The sequence below is a fragment of the Serratia sp. 2880STDY5682894 genome, from assembly GCF_001537385.1.
Lineage (GTDB): Bacteria > Pseudomonadota > Gammaproteobacteria > Enterobacterales > Enterobacteriaceae > Serratia > Serratia nevei.
This window is the reverse complement of record NZ_FCJA01000007.1, coordinates 117,082-143,559: the sequence shown is the minus strand read 5'-3', so window position 1 is coordinate 143,559 and position 26,478 is coordinate 117,082. Positions and strand designations below refer to the sequence as shown.

The window sequence follows — 26,478 nt, the reverse complement described above, 5'->3', positions numbered from 1 at the left end:
GTGCAGCAGATAGTCCGAACTATCGCTCTGGCGTATAACAACCTGCCACGGCCCCACCGCGTCATGCTGGGGTCGCTGACAGTCGTCACATTGGCCGTCGCTGTTTGGCGGCCTTTTGTTTACCACCCAGAACACAACCCCATTGCCAAGAGCGTCGAGTTAGAATCCAGCCAGATGCGGTCATTGCTCCCTGAAGCCAGTGAACCGATTGATGCCGACCAACCCACCCCCGATGACGAAATCCCGCAGGATGAGCTGGATCAAAAAGATGCCGGCGACGATGGCGTGCATGAATATGTGGTTTCCACCGGCGACACCCTCGGCAGCATTCTGACGCAGTACGGCATCGATATGTCGGATGTCACCTTGCTGGCTTCGCAAAACCGCGATCTGCGTAATCTGAAGATCGGCCAACAGCTGTCGTGGACCGTCAATGATGCGGGCGATCTGCAGCAGTTGACCTGGGAAGTTTCCCGCCGCGAAACCCGCACCTATGACCGCGTCGGCAATAGCTTCAAAGAGTCGAAAGAGGCGCAGCAGGGTGAATGGCGCAACAACGTGATCAGCGGCCGGGTCAACGGCAGCTTCGTCAGCAGCGCCGGCGACGCCGGGCTGAGCCGTAACGAAATCAATGCGGTGATCAAGGCGCTGCAGTGGCAGCTCGATTTCCGCAAGTTGCGCAAAGGCGACCAGTTCTCCGTGCTGATGTCGCGCGAGCATTTCGACGGTAAGAAATCGCAAAGCCAGCTGTTGGGCGTGCGTCTGCGCACCGGCGGCAAAGATTACTATGCGATCCGCGCCGAAGACGGCAAATTCTACGATCGCCAGGGCTCTGGCCTGGCGCGCGGCTTCATGCGTTTCCCGACCATGAAACAGTTCCGCATCTCCTCCAACTTCAACCCGCGTCGCGTGAACCCGGTGACCGGCCGCGTGGCGCCGCACAAGGGCGTCGATTTCGCCATGCCGGTCGGCACGCCGGTGCTGGCGGTCGGCGACGGTGAGGTGGTGATCGCCAAACGCAGCGGCGCGGCGGGCAACTATGTGGCGATCCGTCACGGTCGCCAGTACACCACGCGCTATATGCACCTGAAAAAACTGCTGGTGAAACCGGGCCAGAAGGTGAAACGCGGCGATCGCATTGCGCTTTCCGGCAACACCGGGCGCTCCACCGGGCCGCACCTGCACTTTGAACTGTGGACCGGCCAACAGGCGGTGAACCCGCTGACGGCCAAGTTGCCGCGTTCCGAAGGGCTGAGCGGCAAAGACCGCAGCGATTATCTGGCGCAGGTGAAGGAAGTGGTTCCTCAGCTGCAGCTGGATTAATACCCCCTTTTTCCGGCGCTTCGGCGCCGTCAATTTCATCGGCCTGATTGCGGGCCGATGCTGTTTTATCTGGGCGGTTCGCGGTTGTTAATTGCAAAATCGGTGATGGCAATTATGATTAGCCGAATCGCTAAGCAAAGAGCATGTGCATGCAAAACGAGAAGAAATCGAACGTAGAGTTCATCCCGCAGTTTCAGAAAGCCTTTTTATATCCGCGCTACTGGGGCGTGTGGTTGGGAACCGGCCTGATGGCCGGCATTTCGCTGGTGCCTGCGCGCCTGCGCGATCCGGTGCTGGGGGCGGTCGGCAAACTGGCCGGCAAGCTGGCGAAGGGCGCACGCCGTCGTGCCCGCATCAATTTGCTTTATTGCTTGCCGGAGCTGCCGGAAAGCGAACGTGAGCACATCATCGACCAGATGTTCGCCTGCGCGCCGCAGTCGATGGTGCTGATGGCGGAACTGGCCTGCACCAAGCCGGAGAAAGTGCTCAAGCGCGTGCGTTGGCACGGTGAAGAGGTGCTGGACAAGATCCGGGCGGAAGGGCGCAACGTCATTTTCCTGGTGCCTCACGGCTGGGCGGTGGATGTGCCGGCGATGCTGATGGCCGCGCGCGGCCAACCGATGGCCGCGATGTTCCACAATCAGCGTAATCAGCTTATCGACTACCTGTGGAATGCCGTGCGGCGTAAATTCGGCGGCCGCATGCACGCGCGCAACGACGGCATCAAACCGTTTATCAGTTCGGTGCGGCAGGGGTATTGGGGCTACTACCTGCCCGATCAGGATCATGGCGCGGAGCACAGCGAGTTCGTCGATTTCTTCGCGACCTATAAGGCGACGCTGCCGGCGGTAGGCCGGTTGATGAAGGTGTGTCGTGCGGCGATCGTGCCTTTATTCCCGGTGTACGACGGCAAAACCAGCATGCTGGACATTTATATCCGCGAGCCGATGGATGACCTGGCCGAAGCCGACGATCCGCGCATTGCCCGCCGCATGAACGAAGAGGTGGAAAATCTGGTGGGCCCGAACCCGGAGCAGTACACCTGGATCCTCAAACTGCTGAAGACGCGCAAGGAAGGGGAGATTGAACCTTACTCGCGCGACGATCTGTATCGTTAATCCTGTCTACCGCTAACGCCGGCCGGGCCACAACCCGACCGGCGTCTCTTCAGATGTGCACCATACAGCCGCGAGCCCGCAGGATGTCGACGACTTTAGGCGTGCGGGTGAAATCATTCCAGCGCAGGTCCAGCTTGCGCAGGCGGCTCAGTTCGCCGAGGCTTTCCGGTAGGTCGCTCAGGCGGTTGGCGCGCAGGTCCAGACTTCTGAGCGCCGTCAGCTCGCCGATATTTTCCGGCAGACGCGTCAGCTGATTGAAACGCAGGTTCAGCTCGCTCAACCGCGGCAGCCGGCAGAAGGCCAGCGGCAGCTCGGCGATGGCATTGTTAGCCGCATCGAGTATCTCCAGCTCACCGAGCTGAGCCATTTCCGCCGGCAGCGAAGTCAGGGCATTTTTCATGATATGCAGTTCGCGCAGCGCGCGCAGTTGCCCGATTTCGGCGGGCAGGCTGCCGATGCGGTTGTTGTATAAACGCAGCTCCTGCAATGCCGCAAGCCTCGGTATTGCCTGTGGTAAAGCGGTTAAATGGTTGTCGGTCGCGTTGAGGTAAACCAGCTGCTGCAGCTGCGCCAGCGAGCGCGGCAGCTCGCTAAAGCCGTTATCGCTCAGATAGAGGTATTTCAACCGATGCAGCTGCCCCAGTTCTTCGGGGAGTTCGCTTGCGCGATTGTGGCCAAAATCGAACATCTCGAGCTGTTGCAGCTGGCCAATCTCCGGCGGCAGGCGGTCGAGCTGATTACAGGAGATATTCAGCACCCGCAGATTTCGGTGCCGGAAGATCGAGGCGGGGAAGGCCGTCAGCTGATTGTCGTACAGGCTAATCTTGCGCAGCGCGTGGCCGGCTAACGGCGACTCGTCGAGCTGCGTCAGGCCGTGGCCGTCGAGATCGAGCTCATCATCGCTCGCTGCGGGAGTGTGTTGGTGGAGCATGGCGTTCTCCGTCTTTTATGGCGGTGTCAGGGCAAAAAAAATGCCGGCCAACGTGAGCCGGCCGGCATTTCGTCTGCGGCGTGGATTACTCGACGCGCAGGATACGGCTGGTATTGGTGGTGCCGACGGTTTCCATCACGTCGCCCTGGGTGACGATCACCAGATCGCCGGAGACCAGGAAGCCTTTGTCGCGCAGGCGATTGACGGCTTCATTGGCGGCGATCACGCCGTCTTTGTGGCTGTCGAAATACACCGGCGTCACGCCGCGATACAGTGCGGTCAGGTTCAGCGTGTGTTCATGACGCGACATGGCGAAGATCGGCAGGCCGGAGCTGATGCGTGACATCATCAGCGCGGTGCGGCCGGACTCGGTCATGGCGATCAGCGCAGTAACGCCTTTCAGGTGGTTGGCGGCATACATCGAAGACATGGCAATCGCCTCTTCGATGTTGTCGAACTGCACGTCCAGGCGGTGCTTGGAGACGTTGATGCTTGGGATCTTCTCGGCGCCCAGACAAACGCGCGCCATCGCCGCCACGGTTTCCGCCGGGTATTGGCCGGCGGCGGTTTCCGCCGACAGCATAACGGCGTCGGTGCCGTCCAGTACGGCGTTGGCCACGTCCATGACTTCGGCGCGGGTCGGCATCGGGTTGGTGATCATCGACTCCATCATCTGGGTTGCGGTGATCACCGCGCGGTTCAGGGTACGGGCGCGGCGGATCAGTTTCTTCTGAATGCCGACCAGTTCCGGATCGCCGATTTCAACGCCGAGGTCGCCACGGGCAACCATGACCACGTCGGAGGCCAGAATGATGTCGTCCATCGCTTCGTCGCTGCAGACCGCTTCGGCGCGCTCAACCTTGGACACGATCTTGGCGTTGCAGCCGGCGTCGCGTGCCAGGCGGCGAGCATAGTTCAGGTCTTCACCGGTACGCGGGAAGGAGACCGCCAGGTAATCGACGCCAATCTTGGCGGCGGTCACGATGTCTGCCTTGTCTTTCTCGGTCAGCGCTTCGGCCGACAGGCCACCGCCGAGTTTGTTGATGCCCTTGTTGTTGGACAGCGGGCCGCCGACGGTGACTTCGGTAAACACTTTCATGCCCTGAACTTCGAGCACTTTCAGCTGAACGCGGCCGTCGTCGAGCAGCAGGACATCGCCCGGTACCACGTCGGCAGGCAGGCCTTTATAGTCGATACCGACTTTTTCTTTATCGCCTTCGCCTTTTGACAGGTTGGCGTCCAGCAGGAATTTATCGCCCACGTTGAGGAAGATTTTGCCTTCCTTGAAGGTGGATACGCGGATTTTCGGCCCTTGCAGATCGCCGAGGATAGCGACGTGACGTCCCAGTTTGGCGGCGATTTCACGCACTTTGTCAGCGCGAGCCTGGTGGTCTTCCGGGCTGCCGTGGGAGAAGTTAAGCCGAACTACGTTGGCGCCGGCGGCAATGATCTTTTCCAGATTATTGTCGCGGTCTGTAGCCGGACCCAGGGTGGTAACGATTTTGGTTCTTCTGAGCCGTCTGGACATGTATTACTCCGTTGACTGGTGAAGCAAATATTGGTGTTGCGATAAACGTCGGATAACGAAACCAGGCGTGAAATGTAATTTTACAACACTGATATTTCACCCGGGTTACCCGCATGAGCATATTAACAGGGTACAGCCTCTGATGCCGTCATTCAAATGTCTGTTGAACGGCGATTTTTTCTTCGTCAGGTCACGAGTCAAAACTGTTGGGAATGACCACCCCTTTATCAAAGCGCGATTCTTTGAGCGCTTCTTTGACCCGCTTCAAGTTATCTCTGAATTTAGCCCCTCTGCGCAAGGTAAATCCGGTGGCGAGCACGTCAATGAGCGTTAATTGCGCGATCCGCGACACCATCGGCATGTAAACGTCGGTGTCTTCGGGCACATCGAGCAGCAAAGGGAGGGTCGCCGCCTGAGCGAGCGGGGTGTCGCGCGAGGTGATAGCCAATACCGTCGCGTCGTTTTCTCGCGCCAGGTGGGCCATCTCCACCAGATTCTTGGTGCGGCCGGTGTGTGAGATCAACACCACCACGTCGCCTTCGCCGGAGTTCATGCAGCTCATGCGTTGCATGACGATGTCATCGAAGTAGACCACCGGGATATTGAAGCGGAAAAATTTGTTCATCGCGTCGTGCGCCACCGCCGCGGAGGCGCCCAGGCCGAAGAAAGAGATCTTTTTTGCCTGGGTGAGCAGGTCAACCGCACGATTGATTGCGGCAATATCCAAATTTGCCTTTACTGTATCCAGGCTGGCCATGACCGATTCGAAGATCTTGCTGGTATAGGAATCGACGCTGTCGTCTTCCTCAACGTTACGGTTTACGTAGGGCGTGCCGTTAGCCAGGCTTTGGGCGAGGTGCAGTTTGAAATCGGGAAAGCCTTTGGTATCAAGGCGGCGGCAAAAGCGGTTGACGGTAGGTTCGCTGACGTCGGCCATGCGCGCCAGCGTGGCAATGCTGGAGTGAATGGCGGTCTGTGGGGAGGCCAGGATCACCTCGGCGACTTTCCTTTCAGATTTGCTCAGGAGTTCCAGATGGCTCTGGATTTTGTCCAGCGTATTCATATAACGAGAGTCACTCATGGTTTTATCCCTGTGGCTTTCAAGCAACAGCGCCGAATTTCGCCCGTGTTCGCCGCGCACGCAGACGCCAAACGAGCGGCTGTAACCTGGAATCGATAGGGTATGTCGATTTCAAACAAAGGAGAAATCAATGCCGGTTTAGTGAAAATATACTACGTGCTGGTAACCGTTGGCAGTCTCGACAGGGCGTATGCAGGCTTTTTTCACCAGAATATGACCTGTGTCTAACTTTCATAATGGTAACAGAGCGTCAAAAAAGACGAAAAATTACAGTTTTGCCCGCCTGTGCGGGCTCTGGCGCGCATTGGCGCTACCACTGGAATCTTGAGGTCTTTTTTCCTGCTTCTGCGCCGGGTTTGCTGGCCGTAGTCAAACAGAGTACATTAGTAATGTAAGAAAATTACAAATATCCTGCAACGAGGAGATGAACATGGCGGTAACCTCTACAGCCCAGGCGTGTGACCTGGTTATTTTCGGCGCGAAAGGTGATTTGGCGCGCCGTAAGCTGCTGCCTTCCCTGTACCAGTTAGAGAAAGCCGGACACATCCACCCGGATACGCGGATCATCGGCGTCGGCCGCGCGGAGTGGGATAAAAAAGCGTATACCGAAGTGGTCAAGGAAGCGCTTGGCACCTTCATGAAAGAAAAACTGGATGACGAACTCTGGGCCACGCTGAGCGCACGCCTGGACTTCTGCAATCTGGACGTCAACGACAGCAAGAACTTTACCAAACTGGGTAAAATGCTGGATCAGAAACACCGCACCACCATCAACTACTTCGCCATGCCGCCAAGCACCTTCGGCGCCATCTGCAAAGGGTTGGGCGAAGCCAAGCTGAATCATGAGCCGGCGCGCGTGGTAATGGAAAAGCCGTTGGGCACCGATCTGGCGTCCTCCCGCGTGATCAACGATCAGGTGGCGGAGTACTTCAACGAATCCCAGGTTTACCGTATCGACCACTATCTCGGCAAAGAGACGGTGCTGAACCTGTTGGCGCTGCGTTTCGCCAACTCGCTGTTCGCCTCCAACTGGGATAACCGCACCATCGATTCGGTGCAGATCACCGTGGCGGAAGAGGTGGGCATCGAAGGGCGTTGGGGTTACTTCGACCAGGCCGGCCAGATGCGCGACATGATCCAGAACCACCTGCTGCAGATCCTGACCATGATCGCCATGTCGCCGCCGGCGGATCTGACCACCGACCGTATCCGCGACGAAAAGGTGAAGGTACTGCGCTCGCTGCGCCGTATCGATCAGACCAATGTACGGGAAACCACCGTGCGCGGTCAGTACACCGCCGGTTTCGTCCAGGGCAAGAAAGTGCCGGGTTATCTGGAAGAGGAAGGGGCGAACAAGAGCAGCAGCACCGAAACCTTCGTCTCCATCCGCGTGGATATCGACAACTGGCAGTGGGCCGGGGTGCCGTTCTACCTGCGTACCGGTAAACGTCTGCCGACCAAATGCTCGGAAGTGGTGGTGTACTTCAAAAACCCGCCGCTTAACCTGTTCAGCGATTCTTACCAGCAGCTGCCGCAGAACAAGCTGACCATCCGCCTGCAGCCGGACGAAGGCATCGAAATTCAGGTGTTGAACAAGGTGCCGGGGCTGGATCACAAGCACCGTCTGCAGACCACCAAGCTGGACCTGAGCTTCTCGGAAACCTTCAACCAGGAGCACGTGGCGGACGCCTACGAGCGCCTGCTGCTGGAGACCATGCGCGGCATTCAGGCGCTGTTCGTGCGCCGCGATGAAGTGGAAGAAGCCTGGAAGTGGGTCGACTCCATCATGGACGCATGGAAAGCCGACAACGAGGCGCCTAAGCCTTATCAGGCGGGCACCTGGGGGCCGGTGGCCTCGGTGGCGATGATCACCCGCGACGGCCGTTCCTGGAACGAGTTCGAGTAATGCGCAATGCCGGCAGCCTGTCTGCCGGCTTTTTTTTGCCTGCGATCTGCGCGTGGGCCACATCACTTACGGTACGGCCGGACGTCCGCGCATTTGCGCGGAGCCCTGTGGCAGGGGCGTGCCATTGTTAACCGCGAGTAATGGAGAAATAACGATGAAAAACTGGAAAACCAGCGCCGAGCAGATCCTGACGGCGGGACCGGTGGTGCCTGTTATCGTGATCAACAAGCTGGAGCAGGCGGTGCCGCTGGCGAAAGCGCTGGTTGCCGGCGGCGTGCGGGTGCTGGAGGTGACGCTGCGCACCGCCTGCGGGCTGGAGGCTATCCGCGCTATTGCCAACGAGGTGCCGGAGGCCATCATCGGCGCCGGTACGGTGATCAATCCGCAGCAGCTGCGGGAGGTGACCGAGGCGGGGGCGCAGTTCGCCATCAGCCCGGGGCTGACCGAAGCCTTGCTGCAGGCGGCGACGGCGGGGCCTATCCCGCTGATCCCGGGCATCAGCACCGTTTCCGAGCTGATGCAGGGTATGGATCACGGCCTGCGAGAATTCAAATTCTTCCCGGCGGAAGCCAACGGCGGCGTGAAGGCGCTGCAGGCGATCGGCGGCCCGTTCCCGCAGGTGCGTTTTTGCCCGACTGGCGGCATTACGCCGAACAACTACCGCGATTATTTGGCGCTGAAAAGCGTGCTTTGCATCGGCGGTTCCTGGCTGGTGCCGGCGGATGCGCTCGAAAGCGGCGACTATGCGCGCATCACTGAACTGGCGCGCAGCGCCGTCAGCGGGGCTGCGTTGTAACCCGCACCGCGCCTGGGATTGGCGCTTATTTGCGCACCCGCGAATATCGCAAGGCTCAACCTTTTGTTGAGCCTTTTTTAATTTTTATCATGATTAACTTTCTTATTTTTAACCCGTTTTTTTCTGCTTTTTTATGAAAACGGCAGTTTGCTTTCTCATTTTGGCTGTGGTAAAAATATCTCAGTCGAAAATTTTACTTTTATGAGGATATTGGGCAAATCGCACGGTGTGCGGCTGATAATAGAGAACTATTATGATGACTACTAACGGAACTACCCTCAGAACCTCTACTTGCCAACTCTTCCTGTCTGCGATCCTTGCCAGTGAGCATCACTGGTGCAGCGAGCTATAGCGTCTTTCTCCCTTAACCGGAGCGGGTGGCGGGCTTAGGCCTTCACGCTACCGTTCAGCCGGGCAAACATTCTTTTTGCGTTTGGGTCAGTTTATCCCCAGGGATCTCTGCGTCTTGCGCGCCACAATACGGCCGTTCGACGAGATAAATCGGGATAAATATGCCTTGGCGCGCGTTATTCGCCGTTTGGGAGAAAAATTATGATTTATTGGATCTTTTTAGGTTTGGCCATCATGACCGAAATCATCGGCACCTTGTCGATGAAATACGCCAGCGTCAATGGCGGCATGATCGGGCACATCGTGATGTACGTGATGATCACCGCGTCTTATGTGTTGCTGTCGGTGGCGGTAAAACGCGTGGCGCTGGGCGTGGCCTATGCGCTGTGGGAAGGCATCGGCATTCTGTTCATTACCCTGTTCAGCGTGCTGTGGTTCGACGAGCCGATCTCGGCGCTGAAGGTGCTGGGCCTGGCGACGCTGATCGCCGGCATCATGCTGGTGAAATCCGGCACCCGCAAAGAGCGAAAACAGGTCAGCCCGCGAGGTGACAACCATGCAACAGTTTGAGTTGTACCACATTGGGTTCCTGGGACTGGCGATCGTGCTGGAAATCATCGCCAACATCTTCCTGAAGATGTCGGACGGCTTCCGTAAAATTTGGCTGGGGCTGCTGTCGCTGCTGTCGGTACTCGGCGCGTTCAGCGCCCTGGCGCAGGCGGTGAAGGGCATCGATCTGTCGATCGCTTATGCGCTGTGGGGCGGTTTCGGTATCGCCGCCACCATCGCCGCAGGCTGGATCATGTTCGGCCAGCGGTTGAACGCCAAAGGCTGGATTGGCCTGGCGCTGCTGCTGACGGGGATGGTGATCCTCAAACTGTCCTGATAGCCGGCAATAAAAAACCGCAGGCGTTGCCGTCTGCGGTTTTTTTTCGTCTGCGCTCAGGCTTACAGCGCGGCGATGATTTTGATTTCCACCTTGTACTTCGGATTCATCAGCTGCGCCTGCACCGTGCAGCGCACCGGCGCGCTGCCGGCGACCACCCAGGCGTCCCAGGCGGCGTTCATCGCGGCGAAGTCGGCGGTGTTGGCCAGGAAGATGGTGGCATCCAGAATACGGCTTTTGTCCGAACCGACGCGCGCCAGCAGCACGTCGATGGCGGCGAGGGCGTTGGCGGTCTGCGCGGTCGCGTCGTCGTCCAGGTTCTCCGGCACGCTGGTGTAGTAAACGGTCTCGTTGTGCACTACGGCTTCGGACCAGCGCTGATCGGGATCAATTCTTTCGATATTCATTTGCTTATCTCCATATCATAGTCGCGCTAAGGGTAGCACAGCCGGTCATGAAAATGCGCGGTGATAAAGTGGGTGGTAGCCGGGCGGCAGGCTTGGCATAATCACCGCTGAATGACACCGGCAGAGAGACAGCGTGACAGACGATTTTGCAACAGACGGCGCCTTGGCGCAGGCTATCAAGGGATTCAAACCGCGTGAGCCGCAGCGGCAGATGGCGCAAGCCGTTACCGAGGCGATCAATTTCAAGCAGGAGCTGGTGGTGGAAGCCGGCACCGGTACCGGCAAGACCTTCGCTTATTTGGCGCCGGCGCTGCGCGCCGATCGTAAAGTGATCATCTCGACCGGTTCGAAAGCGTTGCAGGATCAGCTGTATGCGCGCGATCTGCCTACCGTCGCCAAGGCGTTGAAGTACAAAGGCAAGCTGGCGCTGCTGAAGGGGCGCTCCAACTACCTGTGTCTGGAACGGCTGGAGCAGCAGTCGATGGCCGGCGGCGAACTGGCGGGGCAGACGCTGATCGATCTGGTGCAGCTGCGCAAGTGGTCGTCGCAGACCAAAGAGGGCGACATCAGCACCTGCAGCGAAGTGGCGGAAGACAGCTTCGTCTGGCCATTGGTGACCAGCACCAATGACAACTGCCTGGGGAGCGACTGCCCGCTGTATCAGGATTGCTTCGTGGTCAAGGCGCGTCGCCGCGCGATGGATGCGGATGTGGTGGTGGTGAACCATCACCTGTTCCTGGCGGATATGGTGGTGAAAGAGGGCGGTTTCGCCGAGCTGATCCCGGAAGCCGAGGTGATGATTTTCGACGAGGCGCACCAAATCCCCGACATCGCCAGCCAGTATTTCGGCCAGCAGCTCACCAGCCGCCAACTGTTGGATCTGGCGAAGGACATCACCATCGCCTACCGCACCGAGGTACGCGACGCCGCTCAACTGCAAAAAAGCGCCGACCGTCTCAGCCTGAGCACGCAAGATTTTCGCCTGAATCTGGGCGAGCCGGGTTTTCGCGGCAATCTGCGCGACGTGCTCGGCGAACCCAACGTGCAGCGCGCTCTGTTGCTGCTCGATGATGCGCTGGAGCTGTGTTATGACGTGATGAAGCTGTCGCTGGGGCGTTCGGCGCTGCTGGACGCCGCCTTTGAACGCGCCACGCTGTACCGCGCGCGGCTCAAGCGGCTGAAGGCGGTGACGGAGCCGGGCTACAGCTATTGGTATGAATGCAACTCGCGCCACTTCGTGCTGGCGCTGACGCCGCTGACGGTGGCCGATCGGTTCCGCGAAATGCTGGACGACAAGCCGGGCAGCTGGATCTTTACCTCGGCCACGCTGTCGGTCAATGACCAGCTGGGTCATTTCACCGAACGGCTGGGGCTGACCAAGGCCAAAACGCTGCTGTTGCCGAGCCCGTTCGACTATGCCAAACAGGCGTTGCTGTGCGTGCCGCGCTTTTTGCCTTCGCCGAATCAGCCCGGCGGGGCCCGCCAGCTGGCGCGCATGCTGCGGCCATTAATCGAAGCCAACAACGGCCGCTGCTTCTTCTTATGCACCTCGCACCAGATGATGCGCGAGTTGGCGGAAGAGTTCCGCGCCACCATGACGCTGCCGGTGCTGTTGCAAGGGGAAACCAGCAAAGGGCAGCTGCTGGCGCAGTTCGTCGCCGCCGGTAACGCGCTGTTGGTGGCGACCAGCAGCTTCTGGGAAGGGGTGGACGTGCGCGGCGATGCGCTGTCCTGCGTCATCATCGATAAACTGCCGTTTACTTCACCGGACGATCCGCTGCTGAAGGCGCGCATTGAAGATTGCCGCCTGCGCGGCGGTGACCCGTTCAATGACGTGCAGTTGCCGGATGCGGTCATCACCCTGAAACAGGGCGTCGGCCGCTTGATCCGCGACACCGACGACCGCGGCGTGCTGGTGATTTGCGATAACCGTCTGGTAATGCGGCCTTATGGCGAGGTGTTTCTCAATAGCCTGCCGCCCACGCCGCGCACCCGCGATCTGAAGCAGGCCATCGCCTTCCTGCAGGCCGCCGATGCGTCGGCCACGTGAAAGATGAAGGGCTTACGGGGCTGTGCTACAATGCGCGCCCTGTATGAAAAACCCAGTTTTATTCCCGCCAGAGGTTGGCATGTCCACGCGAATTTTAGCGATCGATACCGCGACGGAAGCCTGTTCCGTCGCCGTCTGGAATCAAGGCGAAATCCACGCCCTGTTTGAGCTGTGCCCACGCGAGCATACGCAACGAATTTTACCTATGGTGCAGCAGGTGCTGGCGGAATCCGGTCTGGCACTCAACCAGCTCGATGCGCTGGCCTTCGGTCGCGGCCCCGGCAGCTTTACCGGGGTGCGCATCGGCATCGGCATCGCTCAGGGCCTGGCGCTGGGTGCCGATCTGCCGATGATTGGCGTTTCTACGCTGCAAACCATGGCGCAGGGCGCCTGGCGCGTCAGCGGCGCGGAGCGCGTGCTGGCGGCGATCGATGCGCGTATGGGGGAAGTCTACTGGGGGCAGTTCGAACGCCAGGTGGACGGCAGCTGGTTGGAAAGCGAAGGCGAGGCCGTGCTGTCGCCGGCGCAGGCGCTGGAGCGTGCGCAGCGCCTGCAGGGCGAATGGGCCCACGTCGGTACCGGCTGGCAAACCTATCCCGACCTGGTCAACGGTTCAACCCTGAGCGTACGCGACGGCCAAATGCTGTTGCCGCAGGCGCAAGACATGCTGCCGCTGGCGCTATACGCCTGGGAACAGGGGTTGGCGGTGGCGGTGGAAAACGCCGAGCCCACCTATCTGCGCAATGAAGTGACCTGGAAGAAACTGCCGGGCCGCGAGTAATCGCGGCGTATTGTGCTGTTGTTGATGCCGGGCGACGAAAGCCTGCAACTTGAACGATGAAACGCGGTCAAAGTTACAGGCATTTCAGGAGATTGCGACCATGTTAATCCGCACTGCAAGTAAAAAGCTGTCGCTGCTGGCCGTCGCCTGCGGCGCGCTGGTTTTGACCGGGTGTGTCACCGTACCGGATGCGATCAAAGGCTCCAGCCCCTCGCCGGTGACTCAGCTTTCCTCGGTACAAAATGCTCCGAACCTGTTTACCGGCGCGGAAGCCCGCTTCGGCGGCACCGTGGTCAACGTCGCCAACGAGCAAGGGCGCACGGTGCTGGAGATTGCGGCGGTGCCGCTCGACAGCGGTGCGCGGCCGATACTGGGCGAACCGTCGCGCGGCCGCTTGCTGGCCACGGTAAACGGCTTCCTCGAACCGGTTGATTTCAAAGGCCAGTTGGTGACCGTCGTCGGCCCTGTTACCGGGCTGAAAGAGGGGCGGATCGGCATGACGCCGTATCGCTTCGTGACGATGAACGTGACCGGTTTCAAACGCTGGCATCTGGTGCAGCAGGTGGTGATGCCGCCGGCGCCGATGGGCCCCTGGGGCTGGCGTGGTGGCCCGTGGGGACCCGGTTGGGGGGCAGGCTATGGCTGGTATAACCCTGGCCCGGCACAGGTGCAAACCATCGTAACCGAGTAGCATACGCTTGATGTGAACAAATTTGACAGGGCGGCTCAGGCCGCCTTTTTGTTTTTTGGGATAAGGAATATCCGACAATTAGTGACGTACATCGCAACCTGAATAATGTTTAAAACCCGAACTGGTCTGCTGAGTTAAAATATTGTTATGGTTAGGCTGCGAGTTTGAGGGCTGCGATGATAATTAGTAATGATTTCAGGAGTAATACCTTGGATAAGGTCTGGTTAAAACGGTATCCGGCAGATGTGCCCGCAGAGATTGATGCCGATCGCTATTCGTCGTTGATCGAAATGTTTGAGCATGCCGTGCAGCGCTATGCCGATCAGCCCGCCTTTATCAACATGGGCGAGGTGATGACCTTCCGCAAACTGGAAGAACGCAGCCGGGCTTTCGCGGCTTACCTGCAAAATGAACTGGGCCTGAAGAAGGGCGACCGCGTCGCGCTGATGATGCCAAACCTGTTGCAATACCCCATCGCGCTGTTCGGCATTCTGCGCGCCGGCATGGTGGTGGTCAACGTCAACCCGCTGTATACCCCGCGCGAGCTGGAGCACCAGTTGAACGACAGCGGTGCCAGCGCCATCGTCATCGTCTCCAACTTTGCCCATACGCTGGAAAAAGTGGTGTTCAACACCCAGGTCAAACACGTGATCCTGACGCGCATGGGCGATCAGCTTTCGGCCGCCAAAGGCACGCTGGTCAACTTCGTGGTCAAGTACGTTAAGCGCCTGGTACCGAAATACAACCTGCCGGACGCCATTTCATTCCGCAGCGCGCTGCAGCGCGGCCGGCGTCTGCAATATGTGAAACCGGACATCATTAATGCCGATCTGGCCTTCCTGCAATACACCGGCGGCACCACCGGGGTGGCAAAGGGCGCGATGCTGACGCACCGCAACATGCAGGCCAACCTCGAGCAGGCCAAAGCCGCCTATTCGCCGCTGTTCCGTGAAGGGCAGGAACTGGTGGTGACGGCGTTGCCGCTCTACCATATTTTCGCGCTGACGGTGAACTGCCTGCTGTTTATCGACCTGGGCGGGCGCAATTTGCTGATCACCAACCCGCGCGATATTCCGGGGCTGGTGAAAGAACTCGGCAAATATCCGTTCACCGCCATGAGCGGGGTCAATACCTTGTTCAACGCGTTGCTGAACAACGAAGATTTCCACAAGCTCGATTTCTCTACGCTGCGTTTCTCGGTCGGCGGCGGCATGTCGGTCCAAAAAGCGGTGGCCGAGAAGTGGGAGAAAACCACCGGCAAACACCTGCTGGAAGGCTATGGCCTGACGGAGTGCGCGCCGCTGGTGGCCGGTAACCCTTACGATCTGAAACACTACAGCGGCAGTATCGGTTTGCCGGTGCCGTCGACGGACATTCGGCTGGTGGACGACAACGGTCACGATGTGCCGCCGGGCGAACCCGGCGAACTGTGGGTCAAAGGGCCGCAAGTTATGTTAGGCTATTGGCAGCGCCCGGAAGCCACCGACGAAGTGCTGAAAGACGGCTGGCTGGCGACCGGTGATGTGGTGACCGTAGACGAGCAGGGGTTTGTGCGCATCGTCGATCGTAAGAAAGACATGATCCTGGTCTCCGGTTTCAACGTTTACCCGAACGAAATCGAGGACGTGGTCAGCCAGCATCCGAAGGTGCTGGAATGTGCGGCGATTGGCGTGCCCAGCGAAGTCTCCGGCGAAACGGTGAAGGTCTGCGTGGTGAAGAAAGACGCTTCGCTGACCAAGGAAGAGCTGTTGACCCATTGCCGTCGCCACCTGACCGGGTATAAAGTGCCTAAAATTGTTGAGTTCCGCGATGAACTGCCGAAGTCGAACGTCGGCAAGATTTTGCGGCGAGAACTGCGCGATGAGCAAAAAACACCGAAGCCGGCCGATGCCGCCTAGGTGTCGCTCTCGCGTCTGACTATCAACAACGCCGGTGAATGCCGGCGTTGTTGTGTTTGAATCCTACAAGAGAATGATGTTTTGAATTATCAGTTGATCACTACCGATGCCGGATTGCAGCAGGTCTGCGAGCAGGCGAGAAAGCATGCCCAGATTGCGCTGGACACCGAGTTTGTCAGAACGCGCACCTACTATCCGCAGCTGGGCCTGATCCAGCTCTACGACGGTGAACAACTCTCCCTCATCGATCCTCTGCCGATCAAGCAATGGCAGCCGTTTGTCGACCTGCTGGCCGACACCGCCGTGGTGAAGTTCCTGCATGCCGGCAGTGAAGATCTCGAAGTGTTTCTCAACGCCTTTAAAACGCTGCCGACGCCGATGGTCGATACCCAGATCCTGGCGGCCTTTACCGGCCGGCCGCTCTCCTGTGGCTTCGCGACGCTGGTGGCGGAGTACATGAAGGTTGAGCTGGACAAGAGCGAGTCGCGCACCGACTGGCTGGCGCGTCCGCTGACTGAAAGGCAGTGCGTGTACGCGGCTGCCGACGTGTTCTATCTGCTGCCGATGGCCAAACAGCTGGTGCAGGAGACGGAAGAGGCCGGTTGGACCGCGGCGGCCAATAACGAGTGTCTGCTGCTGTGCCAGCGCCGTAGCGAGACGCTGGCGCCGGCATTGGCCTACCGCGAAATCAGCAACGCCTGGCAGCTGCGCCCGCGTCAGCTCGGTTGTCTGCAGAAGCTGGCGGAATGGCGGCTGCGCCAGGCACGCGAGCGCGATCTGGCGGTGAACTTCGTGGTGCGTGAGGAAAACTTGTGGCAGGTGGCGCGCTATATGCCGTCTTCGCTGGGAGAACTGGATTCGCTGGGCCTGAGCGGGCCGGAGATCCGTTATCACGGTAAAACGCTGCTGGCGCTGGTGGCGGAAGCCGAAGCGCTGGAAGAATCCGAGTTGCCGGCGCCGTTGGCTAACCTTATCGATCAGCCGGGCTACAAGAAGGTGTTCAAAGACATCAAGGCGGCGATCGCTGCCGTCAGCGAGCAAAGCGGGTTGAGCAGCGAACTGCTGGCATCCCGTCGCCAAATTAACCAATTGCTGAACTGGCATTGGAAACTGAAGGACGGCGAAAGTCGCCCTGAATTAATCAGCGGCTGGCGCGGCGATCTATTAATGGCACCGCTGCAGGACATCCTGAAAGATTATTAATCGCTGATTATCACCAGGGCAGGGTAGGGAAACTCTGCTCGGGTGAATATAGGCAGGAAATAATGCGTTGAAGGTAAATCTGGCCAGAATTTACTTTAAACGAGGCGGCGGCAAAGTTAATTGGGAATTGTCCCAAAGGGAAAAATCACTTTTTTGCTGCCGATAAAGCTTAATAACTGGATGCACATACAGTTACCCCCTGCATAAAATATACAGGGGGTAATTAATGCGTCACAATCATTTAGCTGCTTCTTCCGATTCCGGTAATGTCACGTTAAGTTCAAGTACCGAAATGTCGTCCCCTTTCTGCTCGAATTGCACGTGCAGCATTTCAGGATCGATCTGAATGTATTTGCAAATAACCGCCAGAATATCGCGTTTCAGATCAGGTAGATACGGGGGCTCACTGTCCCCGCGACGACGCTCTGCGACGATAATCTGCAGCCGTTCCTTGGCTATATTGGCTGTCTGTTTTTTGCGGGACAGAAAGAAGTCTAATAAGGCCATGGTTTATCCCCCAAAAAGGCGTTTCAGGAAACCCTTCTTCTCTTCTTCAATGAAGCGGAATGGGCGTTCTTCCCCCAACAAGCGGCAAACGGTATCGTCGTACGCCTTACCGGCGTCTGACTCGGCATCCAGAATGACAGGCTCACCCTGGTTGGAAGCGCGCAGCACGGACTGGTCTTCCGGAATCACACCCACCAGTGGAATGCGCAGGATTTCCAGCACGTCTTCCATGCTCAGCATGTCGCCACGGCTGACGCGGCCCGGGTTGTAACGGGTCAGCAGCAGGTGTTCCTTGATTGGCGATTCGCCTTTCTCGGCGCGGCGTGACTTGGAAGAGAGGATGCCCAGGATACGGTCGGAGTCGCGTACCGAAGACACTTCCGGGTTGGTGGTGATGATAGCTTCGTCGGCGAAGTACAGCGCCATCAGCGCACCGGTTTCGATACCGGCCGGTGAATCGCACACCACGAAGTCAAAATCCATCTCGCCGAGATCGTTGAGAATTTTTTCAACGCCTTCGCGGGTCAACGCGTCTTTGTCGCGCGTCTGCGAAGCAGGCAGGATATAGAGGTTTTCAGTGCGTTTGTCTTTGATCAACGCCTGATTCAGCGTGGCATCGCCCTGAATCACGTTCACGAAATCATACACTACCCGACGTTCGCAGCCCATGATCAGGTCAAGATTACGCAGGCCGATATCGAAATCGATCACGACGGTTTTCTTGCCTTTCTGGGCCAGGCCGGTAGCGATGGCCGCGCTCGAAGTGGTCTTGCCAACGCCCCCTTTACCCGATGTAACAACAATAATGCGTGCCATGAAATGGATTCCTTGTCAAAAGGGCTTAGTTTAAAGGTTGTATGGTTAAAGCGTTATCCAACAGGCTGAGTCGTACGGCCTGCCCGACGTAATCGGACGGGATTTGGTCGCTCAACCAGTACTGCCCTGCGATAGAGACTAGCTCAGCCGCCAGGTGGGTGCAAAAAATCTGACATTGCGTGTCGCCTGACGCGCCTGCCAGTGCGCGACCGCGCATCATGCCGTAGACATGAATGTTGCCGTCGGCAATCAATTCGGCGCCGGCGCTGACGCTGTTGGTCACGATAAGATCGCAGTTGCGGGCGTAAATCTGTTGGCCGGAACGGACAGGCGTGCTGATGATACGCGTTTTGGCGGGGGCGTTATCCGCCGCCACGGGCGCAGGCGCAGGCTCCGGCGCCGCCATCTTCTGGCCTTTGCCTTCGCTCAGCAGCGGCAGCCCGGCACGGGCTATCGCGCGCTTTTGACGCTCATCTCTGCAACCGCTGATACCCACAACGCGCAGACCTGCTGCCGCGACAGCCTGTTGAAGTTCTTTCCAGTTCGCATCGCCATCCAGCGTTGCGACGTTGATAACAACAGGGGCGTTTTTCAGAAAAGCGGGCGCTTGCTCAACTTTTTCCTGTAACGCCTGACGTATTACCTCAGGCTGCGAATTATGCAAATGAACAACCGATAGGGTAAAACTGCTGCCTTTTAGCTCAATTGGCGATTGTGACATCTATCCTGACTCAGTCTCAGCAACTTTAAATCCCCGGAATACCACTCGGGGTGCGATATTCCGATGTACTATAAGCATGTTATAGTCAGAGTTATATCCAGGCAAGACGCTCCCTCAATTAAATAGAGTTAAAAAAATGCTTTGTGTGATCTATAGAAGCCCGAAACGCGATCAAACTTATCTTTATGTCGAAAAAAAAGACGATTTCTCTCGTGTGCCGGAAGAGCTGATGAAAAGTTTCGGCGTGCCGCAATTCGCCATGATGCTTTCGCTCGATGAGCGCAAGAAATTGGCCTCGGCGGATATCGAAAAGGTGAAGCAGGCGTTGAAAGACGAAGGCTATTACCTGCAGTTCCCGCCGCCGGTAGAAAACCTGCTCAATCAGCATCTGGCGGGCGACAAGGCCTGAGACGGCGGCCACGGCCAGGGGAGGCGCGATGACACGTTCGGCGAGAAGAACCGTATTGGCCGCCTGGCTGGCGCTGGGCGGTGTGCTGATACCGGGCGCGCCGCAGGCGGCACAGGAGGCGACACTGGCGGCGAGCGGCCGGGATCCGGCGCAGTTTCCGGCGTATGTCGAGCAACTCAAGCGCCAGGCGCGGGAGCAGGGCATCAGCCAGAGCACCCTTGACCGTGCTTTTGCGCAAATACATTTCGTCGATCGGGTGATCAAGGCCGATCGCAATCAGCCGGAGCAGAAGGTCACCCTGGATGACTACCTGCGGCGTGTAATGTCGCCCGCCAAGGTGCGCCAGGGGCGCGAACTGTACCGGCAGCGCCAGGCGCAATGGACGCGCGCCAGCGAGCGCTATCGGGTGCCGGGGCGCTATATCATCGCGCTGTGGGGCATGGAAAGCGCCTACGGTAAGATTCAGGGGCGGGAAGACGTGGTGTCCGCGCTGGCGACGCTGGCGTTTGAAGGGCGCCGCGAGGCCTTTTTCAGCCAGGAGCTGATGGCGGCGTTGCAGATAGTCGAGCAGGGGCACGTCGGCGATACGCCCCTGAAAGGCTCCTGGGCCGGCGCAATGGGGCAATGCCAGTTTATGCCGAGCTCTTTCTTGCGCTACGCGGCGGACGGCGACGGTGACGGGCGCATCGATATCTGGAACAACATTGATGATGTCTTCGCGTCTACGGCCAGTTATTTGTCCAAAGAAGGCTGGCAGGCCGGCATCGGCTGGGGGCGCGAGGTCAAATTGCCCGCCGGTTTCAATCGGGCCGAGCTGGGGTTGAAAGACGCGCAGGCGCGCAGCGTCAACGCCTGGCAACAACGCGGGGTGCGTCGTGCGGATGGCAGTGCCTTGCCGCACGCTGTTCAGCGCGGTTGGATCATCGCGCCGGATGATCTGCAGGGGCGGACGTTCCTGGTCTATGATAATTTTCGCACCCTCATGCACTGGAATCGCTCTTACTATTTCGCCCTCGCCGTGGGTATGATGGCGGACGCGATCGGGCATTGATCCGGCACACCAATAATCGGCTTGGCGCGCCAAGCCTCTACAGTTTGGGAGAAGCGGTATGTATCAACATAGAGACTGGCAGGGTTCGCTGCTCGATTTCCCGGTGAACAAGGTGGTCTGCGTCGGCAGTAACTACGCCGATCACATCAAGGAAATGGGCAGCGCGGTTTCCGTCGAGCCGGTGGTGTTCATCAAACCGGAAACGGCGCTGTGCGACATTCGCCAGCCGGTGGCCATCCCCAAAGAGTTCGGTGCGGTGCATCATGAGGTGGAGCTGGCGGTACTGATCGGCACGCCGTTGAAACAGGCCAACGAAGACCGCGTTGCGCGGGCGATCGCCGGCTACGGTGTGGCGCTCGATCTGACGCTGCGCGATCTGCAGGCGGGCTTTAAAAAAGCCGGTCAGCCTTGGGAAAAGGCCAAGGCCTTCGACGGTTCCTGCCCGATGTCGGGGTTTATCCCGGTGGCGGAATTCGGCGATCCGCAAAATGCCGAGCTGTCGCTGACCGTTAACGATCAACTGCGCCAGCAGGGTAATACGCGTGACATGATCACGCCGATCCTGCCGCTTATCAGCTACATGAGCCGTTTCTTCACGCTGCGCGCCGGCGACATCATTCTGACCGGCACGCCGCAGGGCGTGGGCCCGATGGCCTCCGGCGACATGCTGAAAATCAGCCTGAACGGCAAAACGCTCAGCACCCGCGTGATCTGATCTCTCTTGCCGCCGGCGCCGTCGGCGGCAAAGCTTGCATCTTGTGGCTAAAATGTCTATATAGTCCCCCCTCGAACCTGTGCGCAGGTGACTTATCCATTTACCGAAACCGGACGCTAACATGTCACAACTCGCTTTTTGGCAACAGAAAACGCTGGCGGAAATGTCAGAACAAGAGTGGGAATCGCTGTGCGACGGGTGCGGGCAATGCTGTTTGAATAAGCTGATCGACGAAGATACCGACGAGATTTATTTTACCAACGTAGCCTGCAACCAGCTCAACATCAAATCCTGCCAATGCCGTAACTATGAGCGGCGCTTCGAGCTGGAAGAGGACTGCATCAAACTGACGCGCGAGAACCTTACGACCTTCGATTGGTTGCCGCCGACCTGCGCCTATCGCCTGATCGGTGAAGGCAAACCGCTGTTCCCTTGGCACCCGCTGCTGAGTGGCTCCAAGGCGGCGATGCACGGCGAGCGCATCACGGTGCGGCATATCGCGGTGCGCGAGAGCGAAGTCGTGGACTGGCAGGATCATATCCTCAACAAGCCGGACTGGGCCAGGTAACGTCACCCCTTGGGCAGCAAGAGGGCGGCGTATTCAGACATTCCGCCCTCTGCGCTATCTGGCGCGCTACCGACGGGCGTGGGGGTTATGGCATAACCGCCACTTCACGCTTTTTTATCGCGGCGATGCCAGTTAGCCAGATTTTTCAGCGGCTGCTTCACATACGGGCTGGCTTTGATCAGGCTGAACAGCAGTTTATTCACCGCCGTACCCACCTTGTCCATCGGCCGGTCGATATCGAGAAACAGCACCGCACGCAGCTCGTCGGTGTCGTTGCGGACCTCGTGCTCGTAGGAATCATCAAACAGAATCACTTTGCCCTCATCCCAGTGCAGGATCTGATCGTCAACGCGGATCCACAGCTTTTCCCGATCCTTTGGCACGATCAACCCCAGGTGCGCACGCACCACGGCACGGGTCGGGCCCTTGTGGGGCACGATGTGATAGTGCGGTTTAAGAATCGAAAACATCGCGGTGCGCATGCCGGGGATCTCGCTGACCGCCTGTGCGGTGCGCGGGCAAATGGCGCAGTTATCATCAACCCGCTGCCCGTAGACAAACAGCCCGAAGGTTTTCCAGTTATCCCCTTTAGAGATGCGTTTCTGATCCGGCGATATTTGGTGGAACGCGGGAATATCTTCCGGATGCTCCAGCAGCCGATCCAACTCCTCCCGAATTGCCGGCCAATGGGCTTCCAGCGTGGCCACCCAGTTAAATTCATGATTACCGATCTGCGGCGTAGTCGAGATTAGCGAATGACGGGTCTGAAATTCGCCGTTCCAGCGCAGGAATCTTTTCCCGGCTTTAAGCAGCAGGCGGCGCAGGAGGGGGCGCTGAGATGCAGGGGGCAATGCGGTATCCGGCATAGAATCGTGTCCTTGATGTCATTGACGTTATGCAGTCAGCCAGAGACAGGGCCTGGCTCACCGAAAGAAAGGGTGAAAATCACAACGTCATTTAGCATAAGGAAAGCATCGCGAATGATTTTAATCATTAGTGCGCGAACGGTGAGCGGGCCTTGGGATAAAGGGGAAGGAAGGAAAAAAGCCCCTGCAAAGATGAGGGGCAAGACACACAACAACACCAGGGAAATCGGTAATACTCACTTTGCCGATACTATAAGGATTTTATGGGCAAACTTCACCAAAATATTGTGCTCTGAATGTGACAAAGACGCAGTGGTTCATAAGTAACGGTAATTTATTGCTGTCCTAAGGCCGAAAGGAAAGCGCTGGCGCCGCCCGTTGTTGCCCGCCAACATCGCAGAAGTTTAATGTTATGTAAATTACGCGCTTAACCGAGCCGGAATGCTTCTTTTTAAACGATAAGTTGGGTAATTTGGCCGCTCTCCCGCATGTTCGAGAGTATAACAATGAAAATGATCCGTCTGTTTGCCGTGGCTGGAGCGCTGATTGTGCTCGTTTATTTCCTTACACATACCTGAAATGGGGTTATCTCTGAATTTGACCGCAATACCCTAAAAAAATGGCGCCTTTCGGCGCCGTTTTTTGTTTGTATACCGATCAGCGGCCGAACAGGTCGCGGCGACGGGGGCGAACAAATTGTGCGATCAGCACAATCAGCGCCACCAGCAGATAGGCGCCGAAGATGCCGACCAGCCACTGTGGCATTTCCAGCGTCAGGAACTGCCATTGGCGCACGGAGCAGTCGCCGGAAGCGTGGAACACCGCCGGCAGCCATTTGTCCAGCGGCAGCCACGAAGGGAAGCTGACGAAGAAATCGCAGGTATTGAACGGCGAAGGGTGCAACTGGATCATGGTGTGCTTCCACGCCAGCTGTACGCCTTCCCAGGCGCTGTAAATCCACAGCAAGATCGCCACATAGCGCAGTGGGGTTTTCGGCGCGATGGCGCCCACCAGCGAGGCGCCGAGGATGCCGAACAGCGCGCAACGCTCATAAATGCACATGACGCAGGGCTGCAGCAGCATAACGTGCTGGAAATAGAGCGCGACCAGTTCCAACACCAACGCTGTCAGGGCCATCAGCAGCCAGGCGCCGCGTCCTTGTGAACAGCGGTTAAAGAATTGCAACATATCTAGATTCTTCCATGCAGTAAGCAATTGAACCGGCAGTGTAAACCAATTCCTTCTCGCTGCCAGCCACCTGGGCCGGATTCAGCGTAAAAATAGTCGGTTCACCCTGCCAGCGCCGCCTTAGTGGCCGACGGCGTCGATGGGCGGCAGCGCCAGCCAATGCCACTGCGTCAGCAGCTCGGTCGCCGGCTCCAGCGTGAACTGGACGCACAGCAGACCGACCACCGTCAGCACCACCGTATAAGGCAGGGCCATCCACACCATGCGGCCATACGACAGACGCACCAGCGGCGCCAATGCCGACGTCAGCAGGAACAGGAACGCGGCCTGGCCGTTAGGGGTGGCGACCGAAGGCAGGTTGGTGCCGGTATTGATGGCAACCGCCAGCAGCTCAAACTGCTTCAGCGCGATGGTGCCGGTCTCCAGCGCCGTGCGCGCCTCGTTAATGTAAACCGTGCCGACGAACACGTTGTCGGAAACCGACGACAGCAGGCCGTTGAACAGGTAGAACAGCGAAAGCTGAGAGGCGGGGTCGGCGCGCAGCACAAACTGGATCACCGGGCTGAACAGGTGCTGCTCGATGATCACCGCGACCACGGTGAAAAACACCGTCAGCAGGGCGGTGAACGGCAGCGCTTCCTGGAACGCTTTGCCGATGGCGTGTTCGTCGTTCACGCCGCACAGGGAAGTGGCGAGGATGATCACCGACAGGCCGATCAGCCCAACTTCCGCCAGATGGAAGGCCAGCGCCAGCACCAGCCAAACGCCGATCAGCGCCTGCATCACCAGCTTGAGGCGTTCTTGCCTGCTGCGGCCAGCGGTGGCTTTGCGATCATACTCTTTCAGCACTTCGCGCACCGCCGGCGGCAACTGCGCGCCATAGCCAAACAGGCGAAAACGCTCTACCAGCCAACAGACCAGCAGGCCGCACACCAACACCGGCAGCGTGACCGGCGCCATACGCAGGAAGAAATCGATAAAACCCCAGCCCGCGCTTTTGGCGATGATCAGGTTTTGCGGCTCGCCCACCATGGTCATGACTCCGCCGAGCGCGGTGCCGACGCCGGCGTGCATCAGCAGGCTGCGCAGAAAGGCGCGGAATTGTTCCAGCGTCTGCTTGCGCTCTTCACCGGTGAAATCGCTGTCATCGCCGATGTCGCCATCGGGGCGATTCGACGTCACGTTGTGATAGATGGAATAAAAGCCGGTGGCCACGCTAATCACTACCGCCACGACCGTCAGCGCGTCGAGGAAGGCGGAAAGGAAGGCGGCGGCCAGGCAGAACGCCAGCGACAGCAGCGTTTTCGAACGGATGTTGAGCAGCAGCTTGGTGAACACGAACAGCAGCAGCTGCTTCATAAAGTAGATGCCGGCCACCATAAAGACCAGCAGCAGCAAGACTTCCAGGTTATGTTCGATTTCCTGCGAGACCTGCGCCGGGCTGGTCATGCCGATGGCCACCGCCTCCAGCGCCAGCAGGCCGCCCGGCAGCAGCGGGTAGCATTTCAACGCCATTGCCAGGGTAAAGATGAACTCGACCACCAGCAGCCAACCCGCGACAAACGGGCTGGCGAAGAAGAACACCAAGGGGTTGACCGCCAGGAAAATGAGAATAGTCAGTTTGTACCAGTCGGGAGATTGCCCCAGAAAGTTTTTGAGCAGGGCGCTGCGCAGGGTTGTTTCCATTGTCCTTTATGCATCCTTAAATCAGTCGTAGCACGTACCCTAACAATGCGGCGGGGGCGGGCGCAACCGGAGCTTGTTTTACGGCGGCAAATTTCTGTCGGCCGGTGTTTTTGCGCGTTTTTTGCCACTTTATGCACACTTTCGTTTATTGTTTTTCGCTCACGCTATGTCATGTCAGCACGATCTGGTATGATGAGCTGATTACTTTTACTGATTTTATCGTCGCAACGGAACGTCAAACACATGGTCATAAAGGCGCAGAGTCCTGCCGGTTTCGCGGAAGAGTACATTATTGAGAGTATTTGGAATAATCGCTTCCCCCCTGGCTCTATTTTGCCCGCGGAGCGTGAGCTTTCGGAGTTGATTGGCGTCACGCGCACCACGTTACGTGAAGTGTTGCAACGTCTGGCCCGCGATGGCTGGTTGACCATTCAGCATGGCAAACCGACCAAAGTGAACAATTTCTGGGAAACGTCCGGCCTCAATATCCTTGAGACCGTGGCCCGTCTCGATCACAAGAGCGTCCCGCAGCTGATCGACAACCTGCTGTCGGTGCGTACCAATATCGCGTCGATCTTTATTCGCGCCGCGGTGCGCAATCATCCGGAACAGGCCCAGGAAGTGCTGGCGAAGGCCGCCGAGGTAGAAGATCAGGCGGACGCTTTCAATCTGCTCGATTACGAGATCTTCCGCGGCCTGGCGTTCGCTTCCGGCAACCCGATCTACGGCCTGATTTTCAACGGCCTGAAAGGGTTGTACACCCGCGTGGGCCGTTACTACTTCTCCAACCCGGAAGCGCGCAAGCTGGCGCTGACCTTCTACAGCAAGCTGTCCACGCTGTGCCATGAGAAGCTGTACGACCAGGTGATGGATACCGTGCGCAACTACGGTAAAGACAGCGGGGCGATTTGGCAGAGTATGCAGGGCACCATGCCGAGCGATCTCACCGAAGCGCGCCGCTGAATACGACTAAGAATATTAAGGCAAAATCGTTCGTTTGC

26 protein-coding genes are annotated in these 26,478 nt (G+C 58.2%); 16 read left to right on the top strand and 10 right to left on the bottom strand.

Annotated features, from left to right (window positions below):
- A complete protein-coding gene (gene mepM / locus AWX27_RS16925; protein ID WP_038877136.1) occupies positions 1 to 1,323 on the top strand; it encodes a murein DD-endopeptidase MepM in 1,323 nt (440 codons plus the stop codon).
- Between the two features lie 149 nt (positions 1,324 to 1,472).
- Positions 1,473 to 2,441, top strand: a complete 969-nt coding sequence (gene lpxM, locus AWX27_RS16920; RefSeq protein ID WP_015378127.1) for a lauroyl-Kdo(2)-lipid IV(A) myristoyltransferase — start codon at positions 1,473 to 1,475, stop codon at positions 2,439 to 2,441.
- A 49-nt stretch (positions 2,442 to 2,490) separates the two neighbouring features.
- Here the strand turns inward: lpxM and AWX27_RS16915 are convergent, their stop codons facing one another.
- The 3 genes from AWX27_RS16915 to AWX27_RS16905 form a co-directional block, all read right to left on the bottom strand.
- Positions 2,491 to 3,372 (bottom strand): leucine-rich repeat domain-containing protein, encoded by an 882-nt coding sequence (locus AWX27_RS16915; protein ID WP_060423913.1) that lies wholly within the window; start codon positions 3,370 to 3,372, stop codon positions 2,491 to 2,493.
- 85 nt (positions 3,373 to 3,457) lie between these two features.
- Entirely contained in the window at positions 3,458 to 4,900 is a 1,443-nt protein-coding gene (pyk, locus tag AWX27_RS16910) for a pyruvate kinase (RefSeq protein ID WP_019452801.1), read from the bottom strand.
- 190 nt (positions 4,901 to 5,090) lie between these two features.
- The gene (locus AWX27_RS16905; RefSeq protein ID WP_038877144.1) at positions 5,091 to 5,963 is read right to left on the bottom strand and encodes a MurR/RpiR family transcriptional regulator; all 873 of its coding nucleotides are present in this window, start codon (positions 5,961 to 5,963) and stop codon (positions 5,091 to 5,093) included.
- A gap of 448 nt (positions 5,964 to 6,411) precedes the next feature.
- Between AWX27_RS16905 and zwf the strand changes: the two genes are divergently transcribed.
- From zwf to mdtI, 4 genes are all read left to right on the top strand, one after another.
- A complete protein-coding gene (gene zwf / locus AWX27_RS16900) occupies positions 6,412 to 7,887 on the top strand; it encodes a glucose-6-phosphate dehydrogenase (RefSeq protein ID WP_019452799.1) in 1,476 nt (491 codons plus the stop codon).
- A gap of 154 nt (positions 7,888 to 8,041) precedes the next feature.
- Complete coding sequence (locus AWX27_RS16895) at positions 8,042 to 8,683, top strand: bifunctional 4-hydroxy-2-oxoglutarate aldolase/2-dehydro-3-deoxy-phosphogluconate aldolase (RefSeq protein WP_060423907.1); 642 nt, start codon at positions 8,042 to 8,044, stop codon at positions 8,681 to 8,683.
- A 552-nt stretch (positions 8,684 to 9,235) separates the two neighbouring features.
- Complete coding sequence (mdtJ, locus tag AWX27_RS16890; RefSeq protein ID WP_004932327.1) at positions 9,236 to 9,604, top strand: multidrug/spermidine efflux SMR transporter subunit MdtJ; 369 nt, start codon at positions 9,236 to 9,238, stop codon at positions 9,602 to 9,604.
- Positions 9,591 to 9,920, top strand: a complete 330-nt coding sequence (gene mdtI, locus AWX27_RS16885) for a multidrug/spermidine efflux SMR transporter subunit MdtI (protein ID WP_016927446.1) — start codon at positions 9,591 to 9,593, stop codon at positions 9,918 to 9,920. The genes mdtJ and mdtI overlap by 14 nt, the downstream gene beginning before the upstream one ends.
- Before the next feature lie 62 nt (positions 9,921 to 9,982).
- On the opposite strand, the gene AWX27_RS16880 is transcribed toward mdtI, so the two are convergent.
- The gene (locus AWX27_RS16880; protein WP_015378124.1) at positions 9,983 to 10,327 is read right to left on the bottom strand and encodes a RidA family protein; all 345 of its coding nucleotides are present in this window, start codon (positions 10,325 to 10,327) and stop codon (positions 9,983 to 9,985) included.
- 133 nt (positions 10,328 to 10,460) lie between these two features.
- On the opposite strand from AWX27_RS16880, the gene AWX27_RS16875 reads away from it, so the two are divergent.
- The 5 genes from AWX27_RS16875 (at position 10,461) to rnd (ending at position 16,950) form a co-directional block, all read left to right on the top strand.
- Positions 10,461 to 12,377: an ATP-dependent DNA helicase gene (locus tag AWX27_RS16875; RefSeq protein ID WP_038877150.1), complete on the top strand. Its 1,917-nt coding sequence runs from the start codon at positions 10,461 to 10,463 to the stop codon at positions 12,375 to 12,377.
- A 79-nt stretch (positions 12,378 to 12,456) separates the two neighbouring features.
- A complete protein-coding gene (tsaB, locus tag AWX27_RS16870) occupies positions 12,457 to 13,158 on the top strand; it encodes a tRNA (adenosine(37)-N6)-threonylcarbamoyltransferase complex dimerization subunit type 1 TsaB (RefSeq protein ID WP_060423904.1) in 702 nt (233 codons plus the stop codon).
- Positions 13,159 to 13,258: 100 nt separating this feature from the next.
- Positions 13,259 to 13,849 (top strand): Slp family lipoprotein, encoded by a 591-nt coding sequence (locus tag AWX27_RS16865; RefSeq protein ID WP_060423901.1) that lies wholly within the window; start codon positions 13,259 to 13,261, stop codon positions 13,847 to 13,849.
- 209 nt (positions 13,850 to 14,058) lie between these two features.
- Positions 14,059 to 15,747: a long-chain-fatty-acid--CoA ligase FadD gene (gene fadD / locus AWX27_RS16860; protein WP_060423897.1), complete on the top strand. Its 1,689-nt coding sequence runs from the start codon at positions 14,059 to 14,061 to the stop codon at positions 15,745 to 15,747.
- An 81-nt stretch (positions 15,748 to 15,828) separates the two neighbouring features.
- Positions 15,829 to 16,950, top strand: a complete 1,122-nt coding sequence (gene rnd / locus AWX27_RS16855) for a ribonuclease D (RefSeq protein WP_038877158.1) — start codon at positions 15,829 to 15,831, stop codon at positions 16,948 to 16,950.
- 237 nt (positions 16,951 to 17,187) lie between these two features.
- Here the strand turns inward: rnd and minE are convergent, their stop codons facing one another.
- Genes minE through minC form a run of 3 tightly spaced genes read right to left on the bottom strand, consistent with a single transcriptional unit; the run spans position 17,188 to position 18,994 of the window.
- The gene (minE, locus tag AWX27_RS16850) at positions 17,188 to 17,457 is read right to left on the bottom strand and encodes a cell division topological specificity factor MinE (RefSeq protein ID WP_004932303.1); all 270 of its coding nucleotides are present in this window, start codon (positions 17,455 to 17,457) and stop codon (positions 17,188 to 17,190) included.
- Between the two features lie 3 nt (positions 17,458 to 17,460).
- A complete protein-coding gene (gene minD, locus AWX27_RS16845) occupies positions 17,461 to 18,273 on the bottom strand; it encodes a septum site-determining protein MinD (protein ID WP_016927452.1) in 813 nt (270 codons plus the stop codon).
- Positions 18,274 to 18,298: 25 nt separating this feature from the next.
- The gene (gene minC, locus AWX27_RS16840) at positions 18,299 to 18,994 is read right to left on the bottom strand and encodes a septum site-determining protein MinC (RefSeq protein ID WP_060423893.1); all 696 of its coding nucleotides are present in this window, start codon (positions 18,992 to 18,994) and stop codon (positions 18,299 to 18,301) included.
- 136 nt (positions 18,995 to 19,130) lie between these two features.
- On the opposite strand from minC, the gene AWX27_RS16835 reads away from it, so the two are divergent.
- The 4 genes from AWX27_RS16835 (at position 19,131) to AWX27_RS16820 (ending at position 21,737) form a co-directional block, all read left to right on the top strand.
- Positions 19,131 to 19,403 carry a YcgL domain-containing protein gene (locus tag AWX27_RS16835; protein ID WP_004932294.1) on the top strand — a complete coding sequence of 91 codons (273 nt, stop codon included), beginning with the start codon at positions 19,131 to 19,133 and terminating at the stop codon, positions 19,401 to 19,403.
- 28 nt (positions 19,404 to 19,431) lie between these two features.
- Positions 19,432 to 20,454: a lytic murein transglycosylase gene (locus AWX27_RS16830; RefSeq protein ID WP_060423888.1), complete on the top strand. Its 1,023-nt coding sequence runs from the start codon at positions 19,432 to 19,434 to the stop codon at positions 20,452 to 20,454.
- Between the two features lie 58 nt (positions 20,455 to 20,512).
- Positions 20,513 to 21,169 carry a fumarylacetoacetate hydrolase family protein gene (locus tag AWX27_RS16825; protein WP_004932286.1) on the top strand — a complete coding sequence of 219 codons (657 nt, stop codon included), beginning with the start codon at positions 20,513 to 20,515 and terminating at the stop codon, positions 21,167 to 21,169.
- 121 nt (positions 21,170 to 21,290) lie between these two features.
- Positions 21,291 to 21,737 (top strand): YcgN family cysteine cluster protein, encoded by a 447-nt coding sequence (locus tag AWX27_RS16820; protein ID WP_025159803.1) that lies wholly within the window; start codon positions 21,291 to 21,293, stop codon positions 21,735 to 21,737.
- A 104-nt stretch (positions 21,738 to 21,841) separates the two neighbouring features.
- On the opposite strand, the gene AWX27_RS16815 is transcribed toward AWX27_RS16820, so the two are convergent.
- The 3 genes from AWX27_RS16815 to nhaB form a co-directional block, all read right to left on the bottom strand.
- Positions 21,842 to 22,603: an aspartyl/asparaginyl beta-hydroxylase domain-containing protein gene (locus AWX27_RS16815; protein WP_060423885.1), complete on the bottom strand. Its 762-nt coding sequence runs from the start codon at positions 22,601 to 22,603 to the stop codon at positions 21,842 to 21,844.
- A 657-nt stretch (positions 22,604 to 23,260) separates the two neighbouring features.
- A complete protein-coding gene (dsbB, locus tag AWX27_RS16805) occupies positions 23,261 to 23,791 on the bottom strand; it encodes a disulfide bond formation protein DsbB (RefSeq protein WP_033643335.1) in 531 nt (176 codons plus the stop codon).
- A gap of 120 nt (positions 23,792 to 23,911) precedes the next feature.
- Entirely contained in the window at positions 23,912 to 25,477 is a 1,566-nt protein-coding gene (gene nhaB / locus AWX27_RS16800) for a sodium/proton antiporter NhaB (protein WP_060423880.1), read from the bottom strand.
- Positions 25,478 to 25,720: 243 nt separating this feature from the next.
- Here nhaB and fadR point away from each other — a divergent pair, with 243 nt between their 5' ends.
- Positions 25,721 to 26,440: a fatty acid metabolism transcriptional regulator FadR gene (gene fadR, locus AWX27_RS16795; RefSeq protein WP_025303107.1), complete on the top strand. Its 720-nt coding sequence runs from the start codon at positions 25,721 to 25,723 to the stop codon at positions 26,438 to 26,440.
- Positions 26,441 to 26,478 lie beyond the last annotated feature (38 nt).

Excerpts from the sequence above, each read along its gene's own strand:
- AWX27_RS16865 (WP_060423901.1), top strand. The coding sequence starts at position 13,259 with ATGTTAATCCGCACTGCAAGTAAAAAGCTGTCGCTGCTGGCCGTCGCC.
- nhaB (WP_060423880.1), bottom strand. The coding sequence starts at position 25,477 with ATGGAAACAACCCTGCGCAGCGCCCTGCTCAAAAACTTTCTGGGGCAA.
- lpxM (WP_015378127.1), top strand. The coding sequence starts at position 1,473 with ATGCAAAACGAGAAGAAATCGAACGTAGAGTTCATCCCGCAGTTTCAG.
- AWX27_RS16820 (WP_025159803.1), top strand. The coding sequence starts at position 21,291 with ATGTCACAACTCGCTTTTTGGCAACAGAAAACGCTGGCGGAAATGTCA.
- AWX27_RS16815 (WP_060423885.1), bottom strand. The coding sequence starts at position 22,603 with ATGCCGGATACCGCATTGCCCCCTGCATCTCAGCGCCCCCTCCTGCGC.
- AWX27_RS16825 (WP_004932286.1), top strand. The coding sequence starts at position 20,513 with ATGTATCAACATAGAGACTGGCAGGGTTCGCTGCTCGATTTCCCGGTG.
- minC (WP_060423893.1), bottom strand. The coding sequence starts at position 18,994 with ATGTCACAATCGCCAATTGAGCTAAAAGGCAGCAGTTTTACCCTATCG.
- pyk (WP_019452801.1), bottom strand. The coding sequence starts at position 4,900 with ATGTCCAGACGGCTCAGAAGAACCAAAATCGTTACCACCCTGGGTCCG.
- zwf (WP_019452799.1), top strand. The coding sequence starts at position 6,412 with ATGGCGGTAACCTCTACAGCCCAGGCGTGTGACCTGGTTATTTTCGGC.
- mdtI (WP_016927446.1), top strand. The coding sequence starts at position 9,591 with ATGCAACAGTTTGAGTTGTACCACATTGGGTTCCTGGGACTGGCGATC.
- AWX27_RS16915 (WP_060423913.1), bottom strand. The coding sequence starts at position 3,372 with ATGCTCCACCAACACACTCCCGCAGCGAGCGATGATGAGCTCGATCTC.
- minE (WP_004932303.1), bottom strand. The coding sequence starts at position 17,457 with ATGGCCTTATTAGACTTCTTTCTGTCCCGCAAAAAACAGACAGCCAAT.
- AWX27_RS16835 (WP_004932294.1), top strand. The coding sequence starts at position 19,131 with ATGCTTTGTGTGATCTATAGAAGCCCGAAACGCGATCAAACTTATCTT.
- minD (WP_016927452.1), bottom strand. The coding sequence starts at position 18,273 with ATGGCACGCATTATTGTTGTTACATCGGGTAAAGGGGGCGTTGGCAAG.
- AWX27_RS16830 (WP_060423888.1), top strand. The coding sequence starts at position 19,432 with ATGACACGTTCGGCGAGAAGAACCGTATTGGCCGCCTGGCTGGCGCTG.
- AWX27_RS16880 (WP_015378124.1), bottom strand. The coding sequence starts at position 10,327 with ATGAATATCGAAAGAATTGATCCCGATCAGCGCTGGTCCGAAGCCGTA.
- tsaB (WP_060423904.1), top strand. The coding sequence starts at position 12,457 with ATGTCCACGCGAATTTTAGCGATCGATACCGCGACGGAAGCCTGTTCC.
- mdtJ (WP_004932327.1), top strand. The coding sequence starts at position 9,236 with ATGATTTATTGGATCTTTTTAGGTTTGGCCATCATGACCGAAATCATC.
- fadR (WP_025303107.1), top strand. The coding sequence starts at position 25,721 with ATGGTCATAAAGGCGCAGAGTCCTGCCGGTTTCGCGGAAGAGTACATT.
- dsbB (WP_033643335.1), bottom strand. The coding sequence starts at position 23,791 with ATGTTGCAATTCTTTAACCGCTGTTCACAAGGACGCGGCGCCTGGCTG.
- AWX27_RS16895 (WP_060423907.1), top strand. The coding sequence starts at position 8,042 with ATGAAAAACTGGAAAACCAGCGCCGAGCAGATCCTGACGGCGGGACCG.
- AWX27_RS16905 (WP_038877144.1), bottom strand. The coding sequence starts at position 5,963 with ATGAATACGCTGGACAAAATCCAGAGCCATCTGGAACTCCTGAGCAAA.